The 21,229-nt window shown below is 72.3% G+C and carries 19 protein-coding genes; 8 read left to right on the top strand and 11 right to left on the bottom strand.

Annotated features, from left to right (window positions below; all coding sequences use genetic code 11):
* Window positions 1-175: 175 nt before the first annotated feature.
* Window positions 176-1,651 (bottom strand): ketol-acid reductoisomerase, encoded by a 1,476-nt coding sequence (locus J8M50_RS42680; RefSeq protein WP_010352955.1) that lies wholly within the window; start codon window positions 1,649-1,651, stop codon window positions 176-178.
* An 88-nt stretch (window positions 1,652-1,739) separates the two neighbouring features.
* On the opposite strand from J8M50_RS42680, the gene ilvY reads away from it, so the two are divergent.
* The 3 genes from ilvY to J8M50_RS42665 all read left to right on the top strand — a co-directional run bounded on the left by ilvY (window position 1,740) and on the right by J8M50_RS42665 (window position 4,092).
* Window positions 1,740-2,621 carry an HTH-type transcriptional activator IlvY gene (gene ilvY, locus J8M50_RS42675; RefSeq protein WP_010352956.1) on the top strand — a complete coding sequence of 294 codons (882 nt, stop codon included), beginning with the start codon at window positions 1,740-1,742 and terminating at the stop codon, window positions 2,619-2,621.
* Window positions 2,622-2,653: 32 nt separating this feature from the next.
* The gene (locus J8M50_RS42670; RefSeq protein WP_010352957.1) at window positions 2,654-3,241 is read left to right on the top strand and encodes a TetR/AcrR family transcriptional regulator; all 588 of its coding nucleotides are present in this window, start codon (window positions 2,654-2,656) and stop codon (window positions 3,239-3,241) included.
* A gap of 83 nt (window positions 3,242-3,324) precedes the next feature.
* On the top strand, window positions 3,325-4,092 hold the full coding sequence (locus tag J8M50_RS42665; protein WP_010352958.1) for an SDR family NAD(P)-dependent oxidoreductase: 768 nt from the start codon (window positions 3,325-3,327) through the stop codon (window positions 4,090-4,092).
* Between the two features lie 29 nt (window positions 4,093-4,121).
* On the opposite strand, the gene J8M50_RS42660 is transcribed toward J8M50_RS42665, so the two are convergent.
* A complete protein-coding gene (locus J8M50_RS42660) occupies window positions 4,122-5,363 on the bottom strand; it encodes an ROK family protein (protein WP_010352959.1) in 1,242 nt (413 codons plus the stop codon).
* The gene (locus J8M50_RS42655) at window positions 5,360-6,055 is read right to left on the bottom strand and encodes an alpha-ketoglutarate-dependent dioxygenase AlkB family protein (protein WP_010352960.1); all 696 of its coding nucleotides are present in this window, start codon (window positions 6,053-6,055) and stop codon (window positions 5,360-5,362) included. The genes J8M50_RS42660 and J8M50_RS42655 overlap by 4 nt, the downstream gene beginning before the upstream one ends.
* A gap of 66 nt (window positions 6,056-6,121) precedes the next feature.
* On the opposite strand from J8M50_RS42655, the gene J8M50_RS42650 reads away from it, so the two are divergent.
* Window positions 6,122-7,258 carry a methyltransferase gene (locus J8M50_RS42650; protein WP_010352961.1) on the top strand — a complete coding sequence of 379 codons (1,137 nt, stop codon included), beginning with the start codon at window positions 6,122-6,124 and terminating at the stop codon, window positions 7,256-7,258.
* On the opposite strand, the gene J8M50_RS42645 is transcribed toward J8M50_RS42650, so the two are convergent.
* The 6 genes from J8M50_RS42645 to htpG form a co-directional block, all read right to left on the bottom strand.
* Window positions 7,245-8,084, bottom strand: a complete 840-nt coding sequence (locus J8M50_RS42645; RefSeq protein WP_010352963.1) for a class II fructose-bisphosphate aldolase — start codon at window positions 8,082-8,084, stop codon at window positions 7,245-7,247. The two genes, J8M50_RS42650 and J8M50_RS42645, sit on opposite strands and share 14 nt — an antisense overlap.
* Before the next feature lie 16 nt (window positions 8,085-8,100).
* On the bottom strand, window positions 8,101-8,970 hold the full coding sequence (locus J8M50_RS42640) for an SIS domain-containing protein (protein ID WP_010352964.1): 870 nt from the start codon (window positions 8,968-8,970) through the stop codon (window positions 8,101-8,103).
* A 70-nt stretch (window positions 8,971-9,040) separates the two neighbouring features.
* Window positions 9,041-9,853, bottom strand: coding sequence for an alpha/beta fold hydrolase (locus J8M50_RS42635; RefSeq protein WP_010352965.1), 813 nt, complete (start codon window positions 9,851-9,853; stop codon window positions 9,041-9,043).
* Between the two features lie 100 nt (window positions 9,854-9,953).
* Window positions 9,954-10,514, bottom strand: coding sequence for an AMIN-like domain-containing (lipo)protein (locus J8M50_RS42630; protein WP_010352966.1), 561 nt, complete (start codon window positions 10,512-10,514; stop codon window positions 9,954-9,956).
* Between the two features lie 122 nt (window positions 10,515-10,636).
* Window positions 10,637-13,069, bottom strand: a complete 2,433-nt coding sequence (locus J8M50_RS42625; protein WP_029183746.1) for an MFS transporter — start codon at window positions 13,067-13,069, stop codon at window positions 10,637-10,639.
* 160 nt (window positions 13,070-13,229) lie between these two features.
* The gene (gene htpG / locus J8M50_RS42620) at window positions 13,230-15,113 is read right to left on the bottom strand and encodes a molecular chaperone HtpG (protein WP_010352968.1); all 1,884 of its coding nucleotides are present in this window, start codon (window positions 15,111-15,113) and stop codon (window positions 13,230-13,232) included.
* Window positions 15,114-16,192: 1,079 nt separating this feature from the next.
* Here htpG and J8M50_RS42615 point away from each other — a divergent pair.
* The 3 genes from J8M50_RS42615 (at window position 16,193) to J8M50_RS42605 (ending at window position 19,031) form a co-directional block, all read left to right on the top strand.
* A complete protein-coding gene (locus J8M50_RS42615; protein WP_010352969.1) occupies window positions 16,193-17,419 on the top strand; it encodes an MFS transporter in 1,227 nt (408 codons plus the stop codon).
* A gap of 529 nt (window positions 17,420-17,948) precedes the next feature.
* The gene (locus J8M50_RS42610) at window positions 17,949-18,680 is read left to right on the top strand and encodes a maleylpyruvate isomerase family mycothiol-dependent enzyme (RefSeq protein ID WP_010352970.1); all 732 of its coding nucleotides are present in this window, start codon (window positions 17,949-17,951) and stop codon (window positions 18,678-18,680) included.
* A gap of 33 nt (window positions 18,681-18,713) precedes the next feature.
* A complete protein-coding gene (locus J8M50_RS42605; protein ID WP_010352971.1) occupies window positions 18,714-19,031 on the top strand; it encodes a DUF6332 family protein in 318 nt (105 codons plus the stop codon).
* Here the strand turns inward: J8M50_RS42605 and J8M50_RS42600 are convergent.
* Together J8M50_RS42600 and J8M50_RS42595 are read right to left on the bottom strand one after the other, a co-directional pair.
* Window positions 18,992-19,657, bottom strand: a complete 666-nt coding sequence (locus J8M50_RS42600; protein ID WP_010352972.1) for a response regulator transcription factor — start codon at window positions 19,655-19,657, stop codon at window positions 18,992-18,994. The genes J8M50_RS42605 and J8M50_RS42600 overlap by 40 nt on opposite strands.
* Complete coding sequence (locus J8M50_RS42595) at window positions 19,654-20,874, bottom strand: sensor histidine kinase (RefSeq protein ID WP_010352973.1); 1,221 nt, start codon at window positions 20,872-20,874, stop codon at window positions 19,654-19,656. The genes J8M50_RS42600 and J8M50_RS42595 overlap by 4 nt, the downstream gene beginning before the upstream one ends.
* Between J8M50_RS42595 and J8M50_RS42590 the strand changes: the two genes are divergently transcribed.
* A complete protein-coding gene (locus J8M50_RS42590; protein ID WP_143576489.1) occupies window positions 20,873-21,220 on the top strand; it encodes a hypothetical protein in 348 nt (115 codons plus the stop codon). The two genes, J8M50_RS42595 and J8M50_RS42590, sit on opposite strands and share 2 nt — an antisense overlap.
* Window positions 21,221-21,229: the final 9 nt, after the last annotated feature.

Here is a 21,229-nt window from a genome sequence, read left to right as displayed (position 1 = left end):
CCCACGTCAGCATGTCCGTCCGCGTGGGCGCGTCCCGCTCTCCTCAACCCGCGTCACGCCTGCGTCAACTCTCGCCCCGTCCGAGCCAGCGCATCGCGTTCTCGTCGGCCCACGCCCCGCCTGCGTCAGCGCGTCCCGCTCTCGTCGGCCCGCCCCCCGTCCACATCAACCCGCGTCACGCCACGGAGATGTCCACAGACGGCCGCAACCGGGCCGCCGCAGCCAGCGCCCGATGCGCCGGATGCTGGTCGAATGCCTTCAACAAGCCGCCGTCAGCCGGGAGTTCAGCGGACGGGAACGCAACCTGCTCGTACGCCGCCTGGAACCTCGGCCCCCAGCGCCGCGCCCCCAGCCGGGCGGTCCGCGAGCAGTTGTCGACCATGTGGGCCACATCGCGGGCATGCATGTACGGCAGCAGCGAATCCACCGCCTCGATCACCGACTCGTTGACGATCTCCGACCAGGGGTGCCCGCGTTCGGCGAACTCGTCGATCTGCGCGACCATCGTCGCGACGAACACCCCAGCGGTGAACGGCTCGACGGTGAACGCCCCGCCAGTGTCGCCGAGTTGACCACGCCGGGCATGCACACGGGGCGCCACCGCCCACATCGGCGACCCACCGATCCGGCTCATCTCCCGCGCCGCGAGCCGCCGTTCGGCAAGGATCACGCTGCGCAGCTCGGTCCCGTCGGCGACCTCGTCGTAGATCTCGGCGACGATCTCCCGCGCGGGCCCGTACGACGCGGTGTACGCGCGGTCGAAGACGTCCCGCCCCTCGTCCCCCAACTCCTCGCGCACGGCCCGGAGTCCGGCACGCGAGATGGTCCGGGCGATCGGCCCGGTCACCGCCTCGCAGGATCTCGTGTACGCCGTGACCTCGTCGTCCCCAGCCAGCCGGAACCGTCCGTACAGGCTCTCGACCATGCCGTGCACGGCGCCGAGCAGGATGGCGCGTTCACCGACGATGTCGGAGAGGTACTCGCTCTCCAGGGTGGTCCGGAAGGTGTACGGCGCCCCGAGGGCGACCGACCAGCCGAGGGCGAGTTCGGTGGCGCGGCCGTCGGGGTCGGCGTGGACGGCGAAACTGCTGTTGATCCCGGCGCCGTTGACCTCCGCGCCCTGTTCGTAGAGGCGGCGGACGGAGTCACCCATGCCCTTGGGGCAGACGGCGATGACACCGTGTCCGGGCGGGAACTCCCCGCCGGTCTCGCGGAGATGGCCGAGGAGGAAGCCGTGCGAGAGCCCGATGACGGCGCCGGGCTTCAACACGCCGAAGATCTCCGCGTGTTGGGCCGCGAGAGCCGCGTCCGAGATGAGGAGGATGACGAGGTCGCTCTCGGCGGCGACCGCGAGCCAGTCACCGAGGGTGCCGTCCTCCTCGACGAAGCCGAGGGCGCGGGCGTCGGCGGCCGAGCGGGAGCCGGGGCGCAGTCCGACGGTGACCCGGATCGGTGAACCGGCAAGGGAGTCACGGAGGTTGAGGGCCTGGGCGCGGCCCTGCGGACCCCAGCCTAGGACGCCGATCCGCTCGACGCCCGCGAACGCCCGGGGCAGCAGGGGGAAGAGGTGCCGTCCGCCGGGGAGGACGGTCTCCGTGCCGCCGGGGACGTCGAGCGTGTCGAGGGGGAAGACGCGGGAGGTGAAGGTCATGTCCGAGTTGTAGGCTCCGGCCGGGTGTTGCGACAAGCGCAACTCTTGTACCGCAGCGTTGCGGGAAACGAAACAGGCAGGTCAGGGTATGCGTGACGATCACCGGGAGCTGCGTCTCTTCCTTCATCTGGCGCAGTCGCTGAACTTCGGGCGGACCAGTCTGGACTGCCATGTCAGCCCGGCGACGCTCACCCGGACCGTGCAGCGGCTGGAGACGGACCTCGGCCACCGGCTCTTCGACCGGGGCCCGCGCGGGGTCGCGCTCACCTCCGAGGGCCACCGGTTCCGTGAATACGCCGTCCAGGCGCTGGAGTTGTGGCGCGCGTACCGCGAGGAGCATCCCGACCCGGCCCATCTCACGGGCAGCCTCTCGGTGTTCGCGACGGTGACGGCCTGCCAGGCGCTGCTGCCCGACCTGTTGGCCCCGTTCCGCGCGGCCCACCCACAGGTACGGCTGGACCTGCGCACCGGGGACGCGGCGGCGGCACTGGCCCGGCTGGACGAGGGGGACGCGGACGTCGCCGTGGCGGGAATCCCGGAGCGGCTCCCGGAGGGGTTGGCGAGCAGGACGGTGGCGAGGACGGAGCTGGTGTTCGTGACGACGCGTGCCGGGGAGGCGCGGACCGAAGGAGCGGCGCACACCCGAGCCGCCCTCACCGGCCCCTTCGTCCTCCCCCAACGCGGCCTGGTCCGCGAAGCCGCCGACCGCTGGTTCCGGACCCAGGGCGTGACCCCCGAGGTCGCATGCGAACCCGACGGCCACGAGGGCCTGTTGACCCTCGTCGCCCTCGGCTGCGGAACCGGCATCGTCCCCCGCCTGGTCCTGGAGCACAGCGCCGTACGCGACCGCCTGACCGTCGTCCCCGTGACACCACGCCCAGAACCCCTCACGGTCGGACTCTGCGTACGCCGCGCGGACCTGCGGCGCCCGGTGGTGGCGGCACTGTGGAGCCTCACCGCCCTTAATTGACCACTCGTTCTCGAATAGCCTAGTCTCCCCCCATGGCGAGGACCAAGGAATTCGACCCGGACGCCGCCCTCCAGTCCGCTCTGGACCTGTTCTGGCGGCGCGGCTACGAGGCCACCTCGATGGCCGACCTCGTCGAGCACCTCGGCATCGCCCGCGCCAGCATCTACGCGACCTTCGGCAGCAAGCACGACCTGTACCTGAAGGCGCTGGACCGCTACAGCGACCTCAACCTCTCGTTCCTGGTACGGGAGTTGGCGGCACCGGGCCCGGCGCTGCCCGGCGTCCGGGCGGTCGTGCGGCGGTTCGCCGCCGAGGCCACCGGCGACCCCGACCGCAGGCGCGGCTGTCTCATCGTCAACACGGCCGCCGAGCTAGCCCCGCACGACCCCGCAGCCGCGCGCCTCGTCGAGGCGGGCTGGGAGCAGTTGGAGACGCTGCTGCACTCAGCCCTCGTACGGGCCCAGGCGCAGGGCGAGTTGACGCAGGACCGCGATCCGCGCGCGCTCGCCCGGATGCTGCTGGTCTTCCTCCAGGGCCTGCGGATCATCGGCAAGGCGTCGACCGACCCGACGGCACGGGTGCGGGACGCGGTGGAGCAGGCGCTGACGCTGCTCGACTGACAGTCCGCTCGACCGACACTCCCGCCCCCTGCCTCAGACATTCCCGCCCTCATTCAAGACCGACCGTTCTGGAAAGGCTCACCATGTCTCAGCCCCGTTTCTCCGGCCGCACAGCCCTGATCACCGGCGCCGGTTCCGGCATCGGCCGCGCCCTCGCACTCGCCTTCGCCGCCGAGGGCGCGTACGTCGTCGCCTCCGGACGCACCCGGACCGCGCTGGAGGAGACGGTCACGCTCGTCGAGCGGGCGGGCGGCGTCGCGATCGCCCAGCCGGCCGACGTGACGGACCCCGACAGCATCGACGCGCTGATCGGGGCCGCCGTAGAGCGGTTCGGCTCCCTGGACGTCGCGGTGAACAACGCCGGCATCGCCCGGGCCGGGCAGCCGCTCGCCGACACCGGCCTCGCGGACTGGCACGCGCTCATGGACACCAACCTGACCGGCCTCTTCCTCGCGCTGCGTGCCGAGGTACGGCAGATGCGCGCCCAGCCCCACGGCGGCGCGATCGTCAACATCGCCTCCAACCTCGGCGTCCACACGCAGAAGCCGGGCATGACCGCCTACTCCGCGAGCAAGGCCGCCGTCGCCTCCCTCACCCGGGGCGCCGCCCTGGAGCACATCCGGGACGGCGTCCGCATCAACTCCGTGAGCCCCGGCGTCACTCGGACCTCCATGTCCCTGCTGCCGGGCGAGACGGAGGAGGGCCGCGCGGCGCGGATGAAGGAGCAGTCGCCGCTGGGCCGGGCCGTCACGACGGACGAAGTCGCCCGCGCCGTCCTCTACTTGGCGTCGCAGGACGCGGCCCCGCTGGTCGGCACGGACCTGGTGATCGACGGCGGGACGACACTCTGAGCCGACTCGCCCCTCAGGCGCCACTCCGCCTACGCGCTCACCGTCCCCAACGGATCGTCCAGCACCGGCTGCCAAGCCAACTCAGCAGCCCCAACAAGGCTGTTGTGGTCCAGCGAACACGCGAGGATCGGCACCCCACCGCTCCTCCCCCACAGGCTCCGGTCGGCGACGACGGCCCGCAGCCGCTCCGGGGCGGCGTCGAAGAGCGTGCCGTGGAGCCCGCCGAGGATGATCCGGTCGGGGTTGAGGATGTTCACCAGCCCGGCGAGCCCCAACCCCAGCCGGTCGATGAGGGTTTCGGCCGCCGCGCGGACCACGGGATCGCCGTACTCCTCACGCACCAGCCGGTTCGCCTGGTGCAACAGCGAGCCCTCCGGCCCGGGTTCACGCCCGGCGGTGGTCAACAGGGCCAGCGGGTCGGCCTCGACGTCGAGACAGCCTCGGCTGCCGCAGTAGCAGGGGCGGCCCTCGGGGTTCACGGTGAGGTGGCCGACCTCCAGCGCGAGCCCCGAACTCCCCGTGTGCAGACGGCCGTCGAGGACGAGCGCGCCGCCGACGCCCCGGTGTCCGGTGGCCACGCACAGCAGGTCGCGGGCGCCCCGCCCGGCGCCGTGCCGGTGCTCGGCGAGCGCCGCGAGGTTCACGTCGTTCGCGGCGAACGCGGGCCCCTCGACACCGGCCGCCGCGATCCGCTCGGCGAAGATCTCCCGCACCGGCGCCCCCACCGGCCAGGCCAGGTGCAGGGGGTTGAGGGCGAGGCCCTCGGGTTCGGCGACGGCCGACGGTACGGCGAGCCCGGCGCCGACGCAGCGGCGTCCGCTGCTCCGCAGCAGCTCGGCGCCCGCCTCGACGACCGCGCTGAGGATCTTCGCCGGATCCGCGTCGACCGCCTCGCAACTCGGGGTCGTCGCCACGATCCGGCCGCCCAGCGCGACCAACGCGGCCCGGTAACCGTCGGTGTGGACCTGCGCGGCCAGCACCACCGGTCCGTCCTCGGCGAGTTCGAGCCGGTGCGAGGGCCGGCCCTGGGAGCCGGCGGCGGCCGTGGGGTGCGCGTCGACCCGGATCAGGCCGAGCGCCTCCAGCTCGGCGGCGACCGCGCCCGCAGTGGCACGCGTCACACCGAGTTCGGCCGTGAGGACCGCGCGCGTCGGCGCCCGCCCGGTGTGCACGAGCTCCAGCGCGGGCCCGAGCGCGCCACGCCCCCGGTCCAGCCGCGCCCTTGAGGTGGTCCCTTCCCCCGCCGGCCGGGGGTCCGCCTTGCCGCTCATGAGAGCGAGTCTCCCATGATCCGCTCGGTGCCGTGGCCGTGCGCGAGACCGCTGACGCGCAGCGTCACGTTCAGCCGCCCCACGAGCCCGAGCCCGTCCGGCGCCGTCCCCGGGAACACCTTCGGCACCGCGTGGAACGCCCTCCGCGACGCCCCGCCGAACACGAACAGGTCCCCGCTGCGCAGCTCGACGTCCGTGTACGGCTTCCCCCGCGACCCGGTGTTCCCGAACCGGAACACGCACCGGTCCCCCAGGCTCAGCGACACCACCGGCGCGTCCGACCGCTCCTCGGCGTCCTGGTGCATGCCCATGCGGGCGTCGGCGTCGTAGAAGTTGACGAGGCCGATGTCGTACGCCGGTCCGGGCTCCGGCGGTCCGTCGTACGCCGCCGCGACCGCCCGCCGCCCCAGCTCCCCCAGCCACGCGGGGAAAGGTTTCACCGCGCTCCCGTCGCCGTCGACGACCGTGCGGGCGAACGCGTACGGATACCAGTGCCAGCCCAGGCAGACCTGGCGGGCGGTCATGGTGCCGCCGCCCGGGGTGCGGACCGTGCGCAGGCCGGCCGGCGGGCGCGCCCACTCCCGGCACGCTTCGAGCAGGTCGCGCTGGGCAGCGGCGTCCAGCCAGTCGGGCACGTGCACGGCGCCCGGCGCGACCTGCGTACGCTCCCGGGGAAACAGCTCGTCGTCCATCTCACCATCCTGCCGCACCCGGTCTGAGCTGCGGTTCGGCTAGCCTGGCTGACGATGAACGACCGTATGACGACGCCGTGGGGCGAGCTTGAGCTGAGCCGCTTCCCCGAGGACCCGCGCGACCGGCTGCGTGCCTGGGACGCCGCCGACGCGTATCTGCTCACGCATCTGCACGAGCAGGCGGTGCCGCTGACCGGCACGGTCGTCGTGTTCGGCGACCGATGGGGTGCGCTGGTGACGGCGCTCGCGCAGGCGGGGCCGACGCAGATCACCGACTCGTGGCTGGGCCAGGAGGCGACCCGCGCCAACCTCGCGCGCGCCGGTGTCGCGACCGGCGCCGTACGCCTGCTGACCTCGCAGGACCCGCCGCCCGCCCGTATCGACGTGCTGCTCGTGCGCGTCCCCAAGAGCCTCGCGCTCCTGGAGGACCAGCTCCTGCGGCTCGCGCCGTCGCTGCACGCGGGCACGGTCGTCGTCGGCACCGGCATGGTCAAGGAGATCCACACCTCGACGCTCCGCCTGTTCGAGCGGATCCTGGGACCGACCCGTACGTCCCTGGCCCACCAGAAGGCCCGCCTGATCTTCTCCACCCCGGACCCGGCGCTGGAGCGCCCGGCCAACCCGTGGCCGTACGGCTACACCCTCCCGGACGACGTCGGCGCCCTCTCCGGCCACCCGGTCGTCGGGCACGCGGGCGTCTTCTGCGCCGACCGCCTCGACATCGGCACGCGCTTCTTCCTCACGCATCTGCCCGGTACGACGGGTGTGCGCCGGGTCGTGGACCTCGGCTGCGGCAACGGCGTCGTCGGTACGGCGGTGGCGCTCGCCAACCCCGAGGCCGAGGTCCTCTTCACGGACGAGTCGTTCCAGGCGGTGGCCTCGGCGGAGGCGACGTACAAGGCCAACGGGGTACCCGGACATGCCGAGTTCAGGGTCGGCGACGGCCTCACGGGCGTGCCGGACGCCAGCGTGGACGTCGTCCTCAACAACCCGCCGTTCCACTCCCACCAGGCGACGACGGACGCGACGTCGTGGCGCATGTTCACCGGCGCGCGGCGGGTCCTGCGGCCGGGCGGCGAACTGTGGGTGGTGGGCAACCGGCACCTCGGCTACCACGTGAAGCTGCGGAAACTGTTCGGGAACAGCGAAGTCGTCGCCGGGAACCCGAAGTTCGTGGTGCTGAAGGCGGTCAAGCAGAGCTGAGTACCCGGATGATCCGCGCGGCCTCCCGCGCCATCGCCTCCCGGCCCGCGCCGAGGTACGCACGGCAGTCCGCCGCGTCCGGATGCTCGCGCAGGTGCACGCGAATCGCCTCGGTCAGCGCGACGTTGAGGGCCGTGCCGACGTTCACCTTGGTGATGCCGCCCGCGACGGCGGCGGTGAGTTCGGGGTCGGGGACGCCGGAGGAGCCGTGCAGGACGAGGGGGACGTCGACGGCGTCCGCGAGCCGTTTCAGCAGGTCGTGATCCAGGGCGGCGGTGCGGCTGGTCATCGCGTGCGTGCTGCCGATGGCGACGGCCAGCGCGTCCACACCGGAGTCCGCGACGAACGCCCGTGCCTCACCGGGATCGGTGCGCACACCCGGCGCGTGCGCACCCCGCTTCCCGCCGATCTCCCCCAACTCGGCCTCGATCCACAGCCCTTGGGCATGCGCCCAGTCGACGGCGCCCCGCGTCGCGGCGAGGTTCTCGTCGTACGGCAAGTGCGAGGCGTCGTACATCACCGAGCTGAACCCGGCGTCGGCGGCCTGCCGGAGCAGCCGGTCGTCACGGACGTGATCGAGGTGCAACGCGACGGGTACGACGGCCTGTTGGGCAACGGCGAGAGCAGCGCGGGCGAGGGGGTGCACGTCGTCCCGGCGGAACTTGACCGCGTTCTCGCTGACTTGGAGCACGACCGGCGCCCCGAGGGACTCGGCGCCTTCGACGACCGCCTCGACATGCTCCAGGGTGATGATGTTGAACGCGGCGACGGCGGACCGGAGTCGAGCGGCGTGGGTGACGAGGTCGGCCGTGGTGGTGAGGGTCATCGTGCGCCTCCGGACGTCAGGGCGTGAGGATCACCGAACGCGTGAGGTGACGAGGCCGGTCGGGATCGAGCCCCCGGGCTGCCGCGACGGCCACCGCGAGCCGCTGCGCCCGGACCAGTTCAGCCAATGGGTCCAACTCCCCCTGGACCCACAACGCCCCGGTGTCACGCACCTGTTGGGCGAGCCCGTCGGGCTGCTCGCCGAACATCCAGGTCGCCGTCCCGGCCGTGCTGACGCTGATGGGCCCGTGCCGGTACTCCATCGCCGGATACGCCTCGGTCCACGCCAGCGACGCCTCCCGCATCTTCAGCGCCGCCTCGTTCGCGAGCCCGACGGTCCAGCCGCGCCCGAGGAACGTGAACTGTCCGCATTCGACGAGCCCTTGGGGCAGCGGCTCGGCAAGTGCCGTACGGGCGTCGGGTATTGCCGTGTCCGGGTGGAGGCCGAGGTGGGCGCGCAGGAGGGTGAGGGCCGTGGTGGCGAACCGGGTCTGGACGACGGAGCGTTCGTCGGCGTAGTCGAGGGTGACGACGGCGTCGGCGGCCGTCGCGACAGGCGTGTCCGGGTCGGCGGTGACGGCGGTCGTGCGGGCCCGTCCGCGTACCCGCCGCAGCAGGTCCAGCACTTCCGTGGTCGTACCGGAGCGGGTGAGGGCGACGACGCGGTTGTAGGGCCGGTCGTACGGGAACTCCGAGGCGGCCCAGGCGTCCGTCTCGCCGCCTCGCAGGGCTGCTGCGGCCTGGGCCATGTAGTACGAGGTGCCGCATCCGACGATCGCGACGCGTTCGCCGGGTGCGGGTAACTCGGCCTGGTGGTCGGCGGCTTGGGACACGGCGCGGGTCCAGCACTCGGGCTGGGTCAGCAGTTCGTCCTCGACGTGGGTCATGCCCCGCCTTTCCCCGGCGACGATCGTCCCCGCACGGTACGGGGGCTCGGCGCGGGGCTTCAAGAACGCCTCAGCGGCCGGCGCCCCGGAAGAAGTCGAGCATCAACCGGTTGACGGCGTCCGGGCGTTCGAGATAGCCGTAGTGGCCGCAGTCCTTGACCTCCCGGTACACGGCCCCGGGGATCGCGTCGGCGACCTCGCGGCTGAGCCTGGCGGGGAGGGCCGCGTCGTCGGCGAACCCGATCACCAGGGTGGGCGTCCCGATCTGCCGGTAGGCAGCCAACCGTCCTTCGGGGGCGTTGAGTTCGAGTTGGACGCGGCTGCCGGGGCCGGTGTCCTCGCGGGCGAACTCGAAGAGGTCCAGCCAGTCCTGGAGGCTCTGTTCGTCGTCGAGGGTGGCCGGGGAGAGGTTGCGCAGGGCGCGGTTCCAGGCCGTGTAGGCGGCGGGGAGCGTCAACCCCTCGGCGTACAGGGCGCGTTCGGCGGCGATCGCGGCCCGGCGGTAGGCGTCGGTGCGGCCGTGGGTGGCCATCAGGACGCCCTGGCTGACCAACTCGGGCCGGGCGAGCATGAGTTCCTGGACGACGTACGCACCCAGGGAGGTGCCGACGACGCGGCACGGGCCGAGACCGAGGTGCTCGATGAGGCCGGCCGTGTCGGCGACCATGTCGTCGATGGTGAACCCCTGCGGGCTCGGGTCGCTCGGCGGGATGCCCCGGTTGGTGAAGGTGACGACGCGGTGCCCGGCCGCCTTGAGGGCGGGGACCTGGTGGAGGTGCCAGACGCGGCCCCCGGCGCCTCGTCCCATCACCAGGACGACGGGGTCGCCGGTGCCCTCGTCGTCGTACTGGAGCCGGATTCCGCCGATCCGCAGGTCGGGCATGGTCCTCCTTCGCCGTGCACGTGCTCGTGCACAGTCAACCAGCTCGCCTGCGGGGCGGGGCCGGGGGCCGGTGTGAGACGGCCGACCCCCGGCGGTGGTTTCACCAGGAGTGCGCCACGTCGACGACGATCTTGTCCGCCAACTGCTGGACGCGGAACGGGAGTCGGGCCCGCAGGCCCAGCCCTATCTGGGTGTCGCCCTCGAAGCTGCTGGCGAAGCGGGTGTCGCGGAAGGTGCTGTAGCCGGTGATGTCGACACCGGGCAGGGGCTGCCGGGCGCGGCCGGGGTAACTCGGCTTGCCCGTCTCGTAGTTGTAGCTGGGCGCCGAGACGCGGACCTCCAGGATCGCGCCGCCCGAGACGGGGATGAGGTCGCCGCTGCCGTCCTGGTACAGGGCGTCGACGTACCGGACGTTGTAGCCGATGCCGGTGCCGCCGCCCGGGATGTCGAAGACCATGCGGTCGTAGCAGTCGTGCTGCCCGGTCCGGATGTTCGTCAGCGAGGCGTAGGTGGACGAGGAGGTGGACTTGTCGAGGCTTCCCCAGCCGGTGGGACAGGCGGCGACCGTCTCCCCCGTGGCCGCGGTCGCGGTGGTCGCCGCGGTACCGAGTGCCGTCACGGCGAGGGCCAGAGCCGCAACTGCCGCTGCTGTGCGTCGCATTGTTTCCCCTTGTGCGGATGCTGTGAGAGTGACGCGTCGTAAGACGCCCCGGGCCCGCGAATGGTTCGGTGCGCGAACAGGTCCCGTGCACGCGGCACTTCGCACATGGGACCCGGCAACTTCTACTCCGCGTGGGCGAGTTCGATGTCGTGGCCGTCGAGGTCACCGGCCAGGCTGACGCCGGTCGCGCGGGGCGGGTAGCCGGTCGCGATGACGGTGTACTGCCCGCTGTCGAGGTCGGAGAAGGCGTACGCGCCGTCGGCGCCAGTCGTGGTCGTGGCGACGACGTTCCCGGCGGCGTCCACCAGCGTCACCCGGGCGTCGCCGAGCGGGAACCCGGCGCCGCGCACGGTCCCCCGCACGTGCGCGCCGGGCTGGAGTTCGGCCTCGATCCGGGTCACGCCGGTGCCGGCGATCTCGACGGGGAGCGCGAGGGGCCGGTGCTTGGGCGAGCTGACGGCGACCGTGACCGCGCCGGGGACCAGTTCGGTGAGCGCGAACTCCCCGAGCCCGTCGGTGCGCGTGGTCGCGAGGACGTCGCCGCGCACGTCGGTCACGATCACCACCGCCCCCGCGACCGGCGCCCCGCCGTCCGCGCCGCGTACGACGCCGGCGAGGCCGCTGCTGCCGCTCAGGAGGACGTCGTACGACACGGGCGTGGCGCCCACGACGACGGTGGTCGCCTGCGGCTGGAGCCCGTCGGCGGCGGCGAGCAGGACGTACGTGCCCTCGCCGGGCGCCTGGACCTCGTACGTACCGTCGGCCTCGGCGACCGCGCGGCCCAACTGCCGTCCGTCCAGGGAGATCAGCGTCACGGCGGCGCCGGGGACGGGGACGTTCTCAGCGCCGCGCACCTGGCCGCGCACCGGACGTCCGGTGCCGCCCGGGACGCCGTCACCGAGGTTCGGGACGGCCGCGACGAGTTCGGCGACGGCGCGGGAGAGGGGGATGGCCACGGCGGCGCCGATGGTGCAGGCGTCGGGGGTTCCGGCCTGCGGGCCCGCGCTTGCGGATGCCGGTGCGTTCGCTCCGTACGGCTGCGGTGCGACTGCACGTGCATCCGCCGGTGGCGCGCTCGTCGCCGGCTCGGTACCCGTACCGGCCTCAGTACTAGTACCAGCCCCGATACCCGTACCCGCCGTCCGACGTCGCGGAATGAACGCCGCCACCACGAACGCCAGCACCGCCGCCCCCGACCCGACCGCCATGACCACCTTGAACCCGTTCTCCGACGGCAGCGCCGCCCCGTGGAACCCGGTCGTCAGCTGCGCGAGGATCACCCCGGCGACGGCGCTGGCGGTCGACGTGCCGATGGACCGCATCAGGGTGTTGAGGCTGTTCGCGGCGGCGGTCTCGGCCGGGTCCACCGCGCCCATGATCAGCGCGGGCATCGCACCGTAGGCGAACCCGATACCGGCACCGACGACGCAGGACACCAGGACGAGCTGCCAGACCTCGGACATCAGGACGACGCCGAGGCCGTAGCCGACGGCGACGATCACCGCCCCGGCCATCAGCGTGACCTTGGCGCCCCACTTCTTGGATATGAGCGCGGACACCGGGGCGACGGCCATCATCACGAGCCCGGTCGGCGCCATGACGAGGCCCGCGTCGAGGAGCGACCTGCCGAGGCCGTACCCGGTGGCCTCGGGGAGCTGGAGGAGCTGCGGCAGGACGAGGGACATCGCGAACATGGAGAACCCGAAGGCCAGGGACGCGAGGTTGGTCACGAGGACCTGGCGGCGGGCGGTGGTGCGCAGGTCCACCAGCGGTGCGGCGACCCGCAGTTCGAAGAAGCCCCAGCCGACGAGGACCACGACGGCGGCGGCGAACAGCCCGAGCGTCGTCCCGCTGGTCCAGCCCCAGTCGGCGCCCTTGGAGATGCCGAGCAGCAGGCAGATCAGCCCTGCGGCCATCCCGGCGGCGCCGGGGAAGTCGAAGCGTCCGCCGGCGCGCACCCGGGACTCGGGGACGAACGCCGGTACCAGTACCAGCGCGACGGCGCCGAGCGCGGCGGACGTCCAGAACAGCATGTGCCAGTCGAAGTGGTCGGCGATGAGCGCGGCGGCGGGCAGGCCGAGGGCGCCGCCGATGCCGAGGGAGGCGCTCATGAGGGCGGTCGCGGAGCCGAGTCGTTCGGCGGGGAGTTCGTCGCGCATGATGCTGATGCCGAGCGGGATCACTCCGGAGGCGAGGCCCTGGAGGGCGCGGCCGACGATCATGGGGGCGAGCGCGTCGCTGAGCGCGGCGACGACCGATCCGGCGACCAGCGTCACCAGGCTGACCAGCAGCATCCGCCGCTTGCCGTACATGTCGCCGAGGCGGCCCGTCACCGGCGTGGCGACCGCCGCGGCGAGGAGGGTCGCGGTGACCGCCCAGGTCGCGTCGGAGGCCGAGGCGTCCAGGAGTTTCGGGAGTTCGGGGACGATCGGGATGACCAGCGTCTGCATCAGCGAGACGACGATCCCGCCGAAGGCGAGCACCGCGACGACGAGGTTCACCCGGGGCGCGGACGCCACCCCCGGCTCCACGGACCGGGGTTGAGCGTGGGACATGGTCGGGCCTCCGTGGGGGGATGTCGGGCCGGTGCGCCGCCGACGAATGTACGCCCGGTTGATTGACTTAAGCAACCAGAGAGTGGGGGGATTATGTGGGGAAATGAGCCGGGGGGGCCCGCCCCCGGGGGGGGGGGGCACGGCCGGGTACGTCAGCGGGTCAGAGCGACTTCTCCAGCCGCTCCGCCACCACCCGTACGAACTTGCCGGGCTCCTTCGGCCGCCCGCCCTCGGCGAGGACCGCCAGCCCGTACAGCAACTCGGCGGTCTCCACGAGCCCTTCGCGCCGCGCCTCCTCCTGGTAGGCCCGGTTCAGGCCCTGCACGAGCGCGTGCCCGGCGTTGAGTTCGAGGATCCGCTTGGCGGCGGGGATCTCCTGGCCCATGGCCCGGTACATGTTCTGGAGCGCGGGCGTGATGTCGTCCGTGTCGGAGACGACACAGGCCGGGGAGACGGTGAGGCGGGCGGAGAGCCGTACGTCCTTGACCTCCTCGGCGAGCCGCTCCTTCATCCAGTCGAGCAGCCCGGCGTACTCCTCGGTCTGCTTCTCCCGTTCCTCACCGGCCTGTTCGTCGTCCTTCGCGTCGAGGTCGATCTCGCCCTTGGCGACGGACCGCAGTTGCTTGCCCTCGAACTCGGGGACGGCGTCGACCCACACTTCGTCAACTGCGTCGGTGAGCAGCAGGACTTCGATGCCGCGCGCCGAAAACGCCTCCATCTGCGGGGAGTTCTCGATGCTCTCGCGGGACTCGCCGGTCAGGTAGTAGATGTCCTCCTGACCGTCCTTCATCCGCTCCACGTACTCCTGAAGCGTCGTCAACTCACCCGATTCGGCGGAGGCGTTGGTGCTCTCGAAGGAGCAAACCCCGAGCAGCGCGTCCTTGTTGTCGGTGTCGCTGAGCAGCCCTTCCTTGAGGACCGCCCCGAACTCCCGCCAGAACGTGGCGTACTTGTCGGCCGCGTTCGCCCGCATCTCCTTCACCGAGGAGAGGAGCTTCTTCGCGAGCCGGCGCTGGATCATCAGGATGTGGCGGTCCTGCTGGAGGATCTCGCGCGAGACGTTCAGCGAGAGGTCGGCCGCGTCGACGACGCCCTTGACGAACCGCAGGTACGGCGGGAGCAGCGCCTCGCAGTCGTCCATGATCAGGACGCGCTTGACGTAGAGCTGGAGGCCGCGGCGGTAGTCGCGGGTGAACAGGTCGTGCGGGGCGTGCTCCGGCAGGAACAGCAACGCCTGGTACTCGAAGGTGCCTTCGGCCTGGAGGCGGATGGTCTCCAGGGGCGCGCGCCAGTCGTGGCTGACGTGCTTGTACAGCTCGTGGTACTCGTCGTCGGTGACCTCGTCGCGCGAACGCGCCCACAGGGCCTTCATCGAGTTGAGCGGCTCCTCCTCGGCGTCGAGGCGGATCGGCCAGGTGATGAAGTCCGAGTACTTCTTGACGATCTGCTTGACCGTCCAGGCCGCCGTGTAGTCGTGCAACTGGTTGTCGGGGTCGGCCTCTTTGAGGTGCAGCGTGACGGCCGTGCCCTGCGGGGCGTCGTCGACGCTCTCCAGCGTGTACGTCCCCTCACCGCGCGACGACCAGCGCGTGCCCGCGCTCTCGCCGGCCCGGCGGGTCAGCAGCGTCATCTCGTCGGCGACCATGAAACCGGAGTAGAAGCCGATGCCGAACTGGCCGATCAGGCCCTCGACTTCGTCCTCTTCGCCGTCCTGCTCCTTCAACTCCTTGAGGAACGCGGCGGTTCCGGAGTTCGCGATGGTGCCGATCAGCTTGCCGACCTCGTCGTACGACATGCCGATGCCGTTGTCGCGGACGGTGAGCGTCCGCGCGTCCTTGTCCAGCTCGATCCTGATGTGCAGGTCGGTCGTGTCCGCGTCGAGGCTGTCGTCCCTCAGCTTGTCGAGACGCAGCTTGTCGAGCGCGTCGGAGGCGTTCGAGACGAGCTCCCTGAGAAACACGTCCTTGTTCGAGTAGACCGAGTGGATCATCAACTGGAGAAGCTGACGGGCCTCTACCTGGAACTCAAACGTTTCCGTCGCCATGATGCGCGCGTCCTCCCACATGCCGATTCAACCGGTTCACAAAAGCGAGAACCACTTTAAAACACCAAGTGGGGCGGCATGGCGGGCTTATCAGTTGGATTAGCGGATCGTAGCGATCCTGTGGCAGAGTGTCACTCGCACGCCCGGCGCCCAGGCGACGTCGGGCACCCTCCTCGGCGAGGTCGTGAGACCTCACCGATCAGCGTCCGGAGGGACGTGCCACGAGGGCTGACGGTTCCGCCGTCCGGCACCAGGGCACGAAGACAATCGGCTTACATCCCTGAGCAACACCAGGGATCACTAAGTCAATCAGAGACGCTTTGGGCCGAGGTAGGGCAGGAGTCGGCCACGCCGACACGATCCGCGAGTGCCGACACCGGCCAACCTGCGGTCGGGGCAGGGGTGTTGGGCTGAGGACGAGGGCGGGAATCCTGCGACCGGGGGAGGCGGCGGAGCCACGGGAACCGATGCCGGCCCGGCACACGTCGGGGGTCGGGGGATGCTCACCGCTGACGCCCCACGTGCGTCGCGCTGCTGGGCCGAGTCGTTCGGCCCCCCCGGCATTCGGCGGCTAGCGGCAGGCGGCCGAGCGGGAAGTCCGGCGCAGCCAGGCCGGTCAGCGGATCGGCACGCGGCACGGTGAACTTCCCTGGTGCTGCCGGGTATTGCCTCTCGGGAGCGTCCGGATCGCGTTTCCCCCACCGTCCGATACGGCAATCCCGGCCACCCCCCGCGTCGCCGTGACCGAGCCGCCGGTTCCCACCTTCCCCAGCGCCACGACCAGGGCGGCCCCCACTCACCACCACCGTCGACACCTCACGCCGAACCCGCCTCGAAGCCACGGTCGGTGCCCCCTCCGCTGATCGGCCAGCCAGCTCAACCTCGCCCCGGCGAGGGCCCGGTCGGCACCGGCGTACACGCCCTGCCCTCAGTCGCCAACGCCCCGCCTTCCTCGATCCACACCATCACCGCCCTCCCTCACCACCGCCCCGACCTGCACGCCCACAACACGCACGCCCCCGCGCAGAGTGACCGGCAACACCCTTGCCCCCTCCTCCCCAGCTCCCTAGCCTGAGTTTGTGCCGCTGATAAACAAACTCCGCTCGCGCAGCGTCGCGCCGAGCAGCGACCTCGGTCTTCTGCGGGTCGTCCTGACCGTGTTCTTCGCCGTGGACGGCTTCATATTCGCCGGGTGGGTCGTCCGCATCCCCGACATCAAGGAGCAGACCGGCGCCTCCGCCTCCTCCCTCGGCCTGGCCCTGCTCTGCGTGTCCGCCGGGGCCGTCGTGACGATGCTCTTCACGGGCCGCCTCTGCCAGCGCCACGGCAGCCACCTGATCACCGTGATCTGCGCGGTCCTTCTCTCCCTGTCGATCACCCTCCCCCCGCACGCCCACTCCGTCCCGACCCTGGGCGCCGTCCTGCTGCTGTTCGGCGTGGCGTACGGCGGGATCAACGTCGCCTTCAACAGTGCCGCCGTGGACCTCGTCACCGTCCTGCGCCGGCCGATCATGCCCAGCTTCCACGCCGCGTTCAGCCTCGGCGGCATGCTGGGGGCGGGCCTCGGCGCACTGGTCGCGGGCAGCCTCTCCCCCGCCTGGCACCTGCTGCTCCTGGGCGTCGTCGGCCTCGTGGTCACCGCCGTCGCGGGCCGCACGCTCCTGCGTCTGCCACCGGCACGCGCGCACGCGGGGGATCACGACAGAGCCGTACGACCGGTCCGCGCGCACAGGGACGACGACAAGCCCGCCGGCGGCCCCCGCACCCGACGACTCGTGATCGTCTTCGGCCTGATCGCCTGCTGCACGGCCTACGGCGAGGGCGCCCTCGCCGACTGGGGCGCACTGCACCTGCGCGAAGACCTGAACGCGTCCGCCGGAGCCGCCGCCGTCGGATACTCGTGCTTCGCGCTGGCCATGACGGTCGGCCGCCTCTCCGGGACGACACTGCTGGAGCGGCTCGGACGCAGCCGCACGGTCGTCGCCGGCGGCACCCTCGCGGCGGCCGGGATGCTGCTGGGCGCACTGGCCCCCGCGTTCTGGGCAGCGCTGATCGGCTTCGCCGTCGCGGGCCTCGGCCTCGCGAACCTCTTCCCGGTCGCCGTCGAACGCGCAGGCGCACTGGCCGGACCGCACGGCGTAGCCGTCGCCTCCACCCTCGGCTACGGCGGCATGCTGCTGGGCCCACCGGCGATCGGCTTCATGGCCGACTGGCTCTCCCTGCCGACCGCCCTCACGAGCGTCGCGGTCCTGGCGGGACTGGCCGCATTGATCGGGGCGGGCGCGGAGCGCCGTACGACGACCTGAGCCGAGCGCCCCACGGAGGTCGCGCCCGCCTGAGCGGAGCAGCGCAGGGCCGCCCGCGCGGAACACGACACACCCGCCCGAGCCGAGCGATCCGCAACCGCCTGCACGGAACGCCACGCACGCGCCCAAGCCACGCGGTCCGCAACCACCCGCACGGAACACCCCGCACCCATCCGACCGAAGTGCCACGCACCCGCCCGAGCCGTACACCCCCCAACCCCCCGCGCAGACCACCAAACGCCCACCTGCACCGAGCACCTCACAACCGTCCGAACCGAGCACCCCTCGCCTGCCCGCGCCGCACAGCTCACGACCGCCCACGCAGACCACCACTCGCCCGCCAGGGCCGAGCAGGCCCCGACCGTCCGAACCGAGCACCCCTCGCCCACCCAAGCCGCGCGCCTCACAACAGTCCGCACGGACCACCCCCCCGCCCGCCAGAGCCAAACAGCCCCCGACCACCCACGCAGGCCCCCCGGCCACCCCCATCGCATGCCGCACCCCCCTCCAGCCCGCCACACTCGTCCCCATGGAGACGAGTGAGTTCATCCGCGTCCTCGACCGTGAGGGCCGCGCCCTGGCCGCTGCCGCCGAAGCCGCCGGAGTCGACAGTGCCGTCCCCACCTGCCCGGAGTGGCGGGTGCGGGAGTTGGTGGAGCACACAGGGGTCGTGCACCGCTGGGCGCGCGCTTACGTCACCGAGGGGATCGCCGAGCGGCGGCCCTTGGCTCCGGTGCCGCGCCTCGACGGCCCCGGCCTGCTGGACTGGTTCCGCGAGGGGCACCGCCTGCTCGTCGACACGCTCACCGCCGCGCCGCCCGACACCGCCTGCTTCGCCTTCCTGCCCACCCCCTCCCCGCTCGCCTTCTGGGCCCGCCGCCAGGCCCATGAGACGGCCGTGCACCGGTACGACGCCGAGTCCGCGACCGGCGCCGAACCCGCCCCGGTCGCCACCGACTTCGCCGTGGACGGCATCGACGAACTCCTGCGCGGCTTCCACGCGCGCGAGCGCAGCCGCGTGCGCACGGAGGAACCCCGCCTGCTGCGCGTACGCGCGACGGACGCGGACGACGCGGTGTGGACCGTACGACTGTCCCCCGGCCCGCCGGTGACGGTACGCGCGGACGCGGCGGACGCCGACTGCGAACTCGCCGGTCCCGCCCGCACGTTGTACCTCGCCCTGTGGAACCGGTGCCCGTTCCCCGAGGTCCACGGGGACGGAACGCTGGCCACGCTGTGGACGGAGCGGTCGGCGATCTGACGGGGCGGCATCCCCTGTGCGAGACTCGTCGGCATGACGGGGCACAGGGGACGCCGTACGCAGGCCGATCGGGACGCGATCACGGTGGAGATCGGGTACGCGCTGTTCAGCGCGGGGTTCGCGGCGGCGGTCGTGTTCGGAGCGGTGGCCGGTCCGGCGCTGCTCTTCGACCTGCCGGGTCCGGCGGAGAGCCTGCTGCTCAAGGCGGGCATCGTGCTCGCGCCGGTGGTGTTCCTCGCACGGGTGATCAGCGTGCTGATGACCTTCACCGCGAACCGGTCCGACCCCGCGGACCAAGCCGCCCCCTCGGATCACCCCAGCCACCCGGGCCGCACCAACCCCGACTCATAGGCCAGCACGACCAGCTGCGCCCGATCCCGCACCCCCAGCTTCACCATCGTCCGGCTGACATGCGTCTTCGCGGTGAGTGGGCTGACGACCAGCCTGCGCGCGATCTCCTCGTTGGACAGCCCGATCCCGACCAGCGCCATCACCTCCCGCTCCCGCTCGGTGAGCGGCGCGAGCGCGTCGACGCTCGACGGCTCCTTCGAGCGCGCCGCGAACTCGGCGATCAGCCGCCGGGTCACGCCGGGTGAGAGCAGCGCGTCCCCGGCGACCACCGCCCGTACGGCGCGCAGGAGTTCGTCCGGTTCGGTGTCCTTCACGAGGAACCCCGAGGCGCCGGAGCGGATCGCCTCGAAGACGTACTCGTCGAGTTCGAAGGTGGTGAGGACGACCACCTTCACGCCCTGGAGCGCAGCGTCCCCGGTGATCCGGCGGGTCGCGGCGAGCCCGTCCAGCACGGGCATCCGGATGTCCATGAGGACGACGTCCGGCGCCGCCTCCCGCACGGCCCGTACGGCTTCCTCGCCGTCCGCCGCCTCACCGACCACCTCGATGTCGGCCTGCGCGTCGAGCAGGGCACGGAACCCGGCGCGGACGAGGGACTGGTCGTCGGCGAGGAGTACGCGGATCACTGGTCGCCCTCCTTCGCAGCAGAGGCGTCCGAGGCCGGCGGCACCGAGGACGCCCTCTCGGGAAGCGCCCCGGAGGGCGCCGTACCGCGTACCGGCAGCACCGCCACCACCCGGAACCCCCCGTCCTCCCGCGCCCCCGCCTCGATCGTCCCCCCGAGCGCCGCCGCCCGCTCCCGCATCCCGGCGAGTCCGTTGCCGCTGCCGCCCGCGTCCGCTCCGGTCGCCGGGCCGTCGTCGTCGACAACGAGCCGCAGGGCGCCGCCCGTCTTGTCGAGGCGTACGCGTGCGTGGCGGGAGCCGGAGTGGCGGACGACGTTGGTGAGGGCTTCCTGGACGATGCGGAAGGCGGCGAGGTCGGTGCCCGGGGAGAGGCGGGGCGGGGTGCCGTCGACCTGGACGGTCAGGCCCGCGTGGGCGGCCTGTTCGACGAGTTCCGGGAGCCGGTCGAGGCCGGGCGCCGGGGTGCGCGGGGCGTCTCCGGGGGTGCGGAGGGTGTCCAGGACCTGGCGGACCTCGCCGAGGGCTTCCTTGCTGGCGGATTTGATGGTGGTGAGAGCGGCGCGCGCCTGCCCGGGGTCGGTGTCGAGGAGGGCGAGGCCGACGCCCGCCTGGACGTTGATGACGGAGAGGCTGTGCGCGAGGACGTCGTGCAGCTCGCGGGCGATGCGCAGGCGTTCCTCGTCGGCGCGGCGCCGGGCGGCCTGGGCACGTTCGGCGCGCTCCCGCGCCCACTGCTCGCGCCGGGTGGAGGCCAGTTCCGAGACGACCACGATCACCACGGCCCAGGCTGCGACGGCGAACTCCTGTCCCAGGGGCGCGGATCCGTCGCCGGACGGGGGCAGCCACCGGTACAGCCACTGGGTGACCACCAGGTGGACGGCCCACAGCATCCCGACGGCGGCCCACGCGGCCTTGCGGTGGCCGGCGACGACGGCGGAGAAGCAGGCGAGGGCGACGGTCACGAACACCGGCCCGTACGGATACCCCGCGCCGAGGTACAGGGCCGCCGCCCCCGCCGTACCCCACACGACGGCCACCGGTCGGCGGTGGCGCCACAGGAGGAGTCCGGAGGCGGCGACGAGCAGCAGGCGCGCGTAGACGTCGAGGGGCTGTCGGCTGCCTTCCTGGCCGTGAGCCGCGTAGGTCGAGCCGATGAGCACGAACGCGGTGACGACGGCGGTCGACCGCCAGGGCCGGCGCCGGGTGTTCTCCGCCATGCGCGCCCACGCCGGCCCGTCAGGCCACCGTCCCACTGTCCGCCGTTCCTCCATACCGGCCACGCTAGACGGATCACGGGGTACGGCACGTCCGCCGGGCGGAGCGGTCGCCCGTACTTCCCCGGGAGTACGGGGCGGGGCGTCAGCGGCCGGCAAGGTCCGCCTCCACGTCGACGGCCAGCACCGCGAGCGGCTGCCGGACGCGGTGCTCGAACTGCTCGACGCGGTCGAGTCGGCCGCCGACCGGGGCGAGTCCCTCACGGTGACGGACGCGGCCACCGCGCTCGGCGTCGACCAGCCCAGCAGTTCGATCATTCCGATCGGTACATCTTCCTCAGCTGGGTAAGATCGATTG

The organism is Streptomyces acidiscabies (assembly GCF_020010905.1).
GTDB lineage: Bacteria > Actinomycetota > Actinomycetes > Streptomycetales > Streptomycetaceae > Streptomyces > Streptomyces acidiscabies.
Note: the sequence above shows the minus strand (reverse complement) of the source record. Positions and strands in the feature narration are given on the sequence as shown.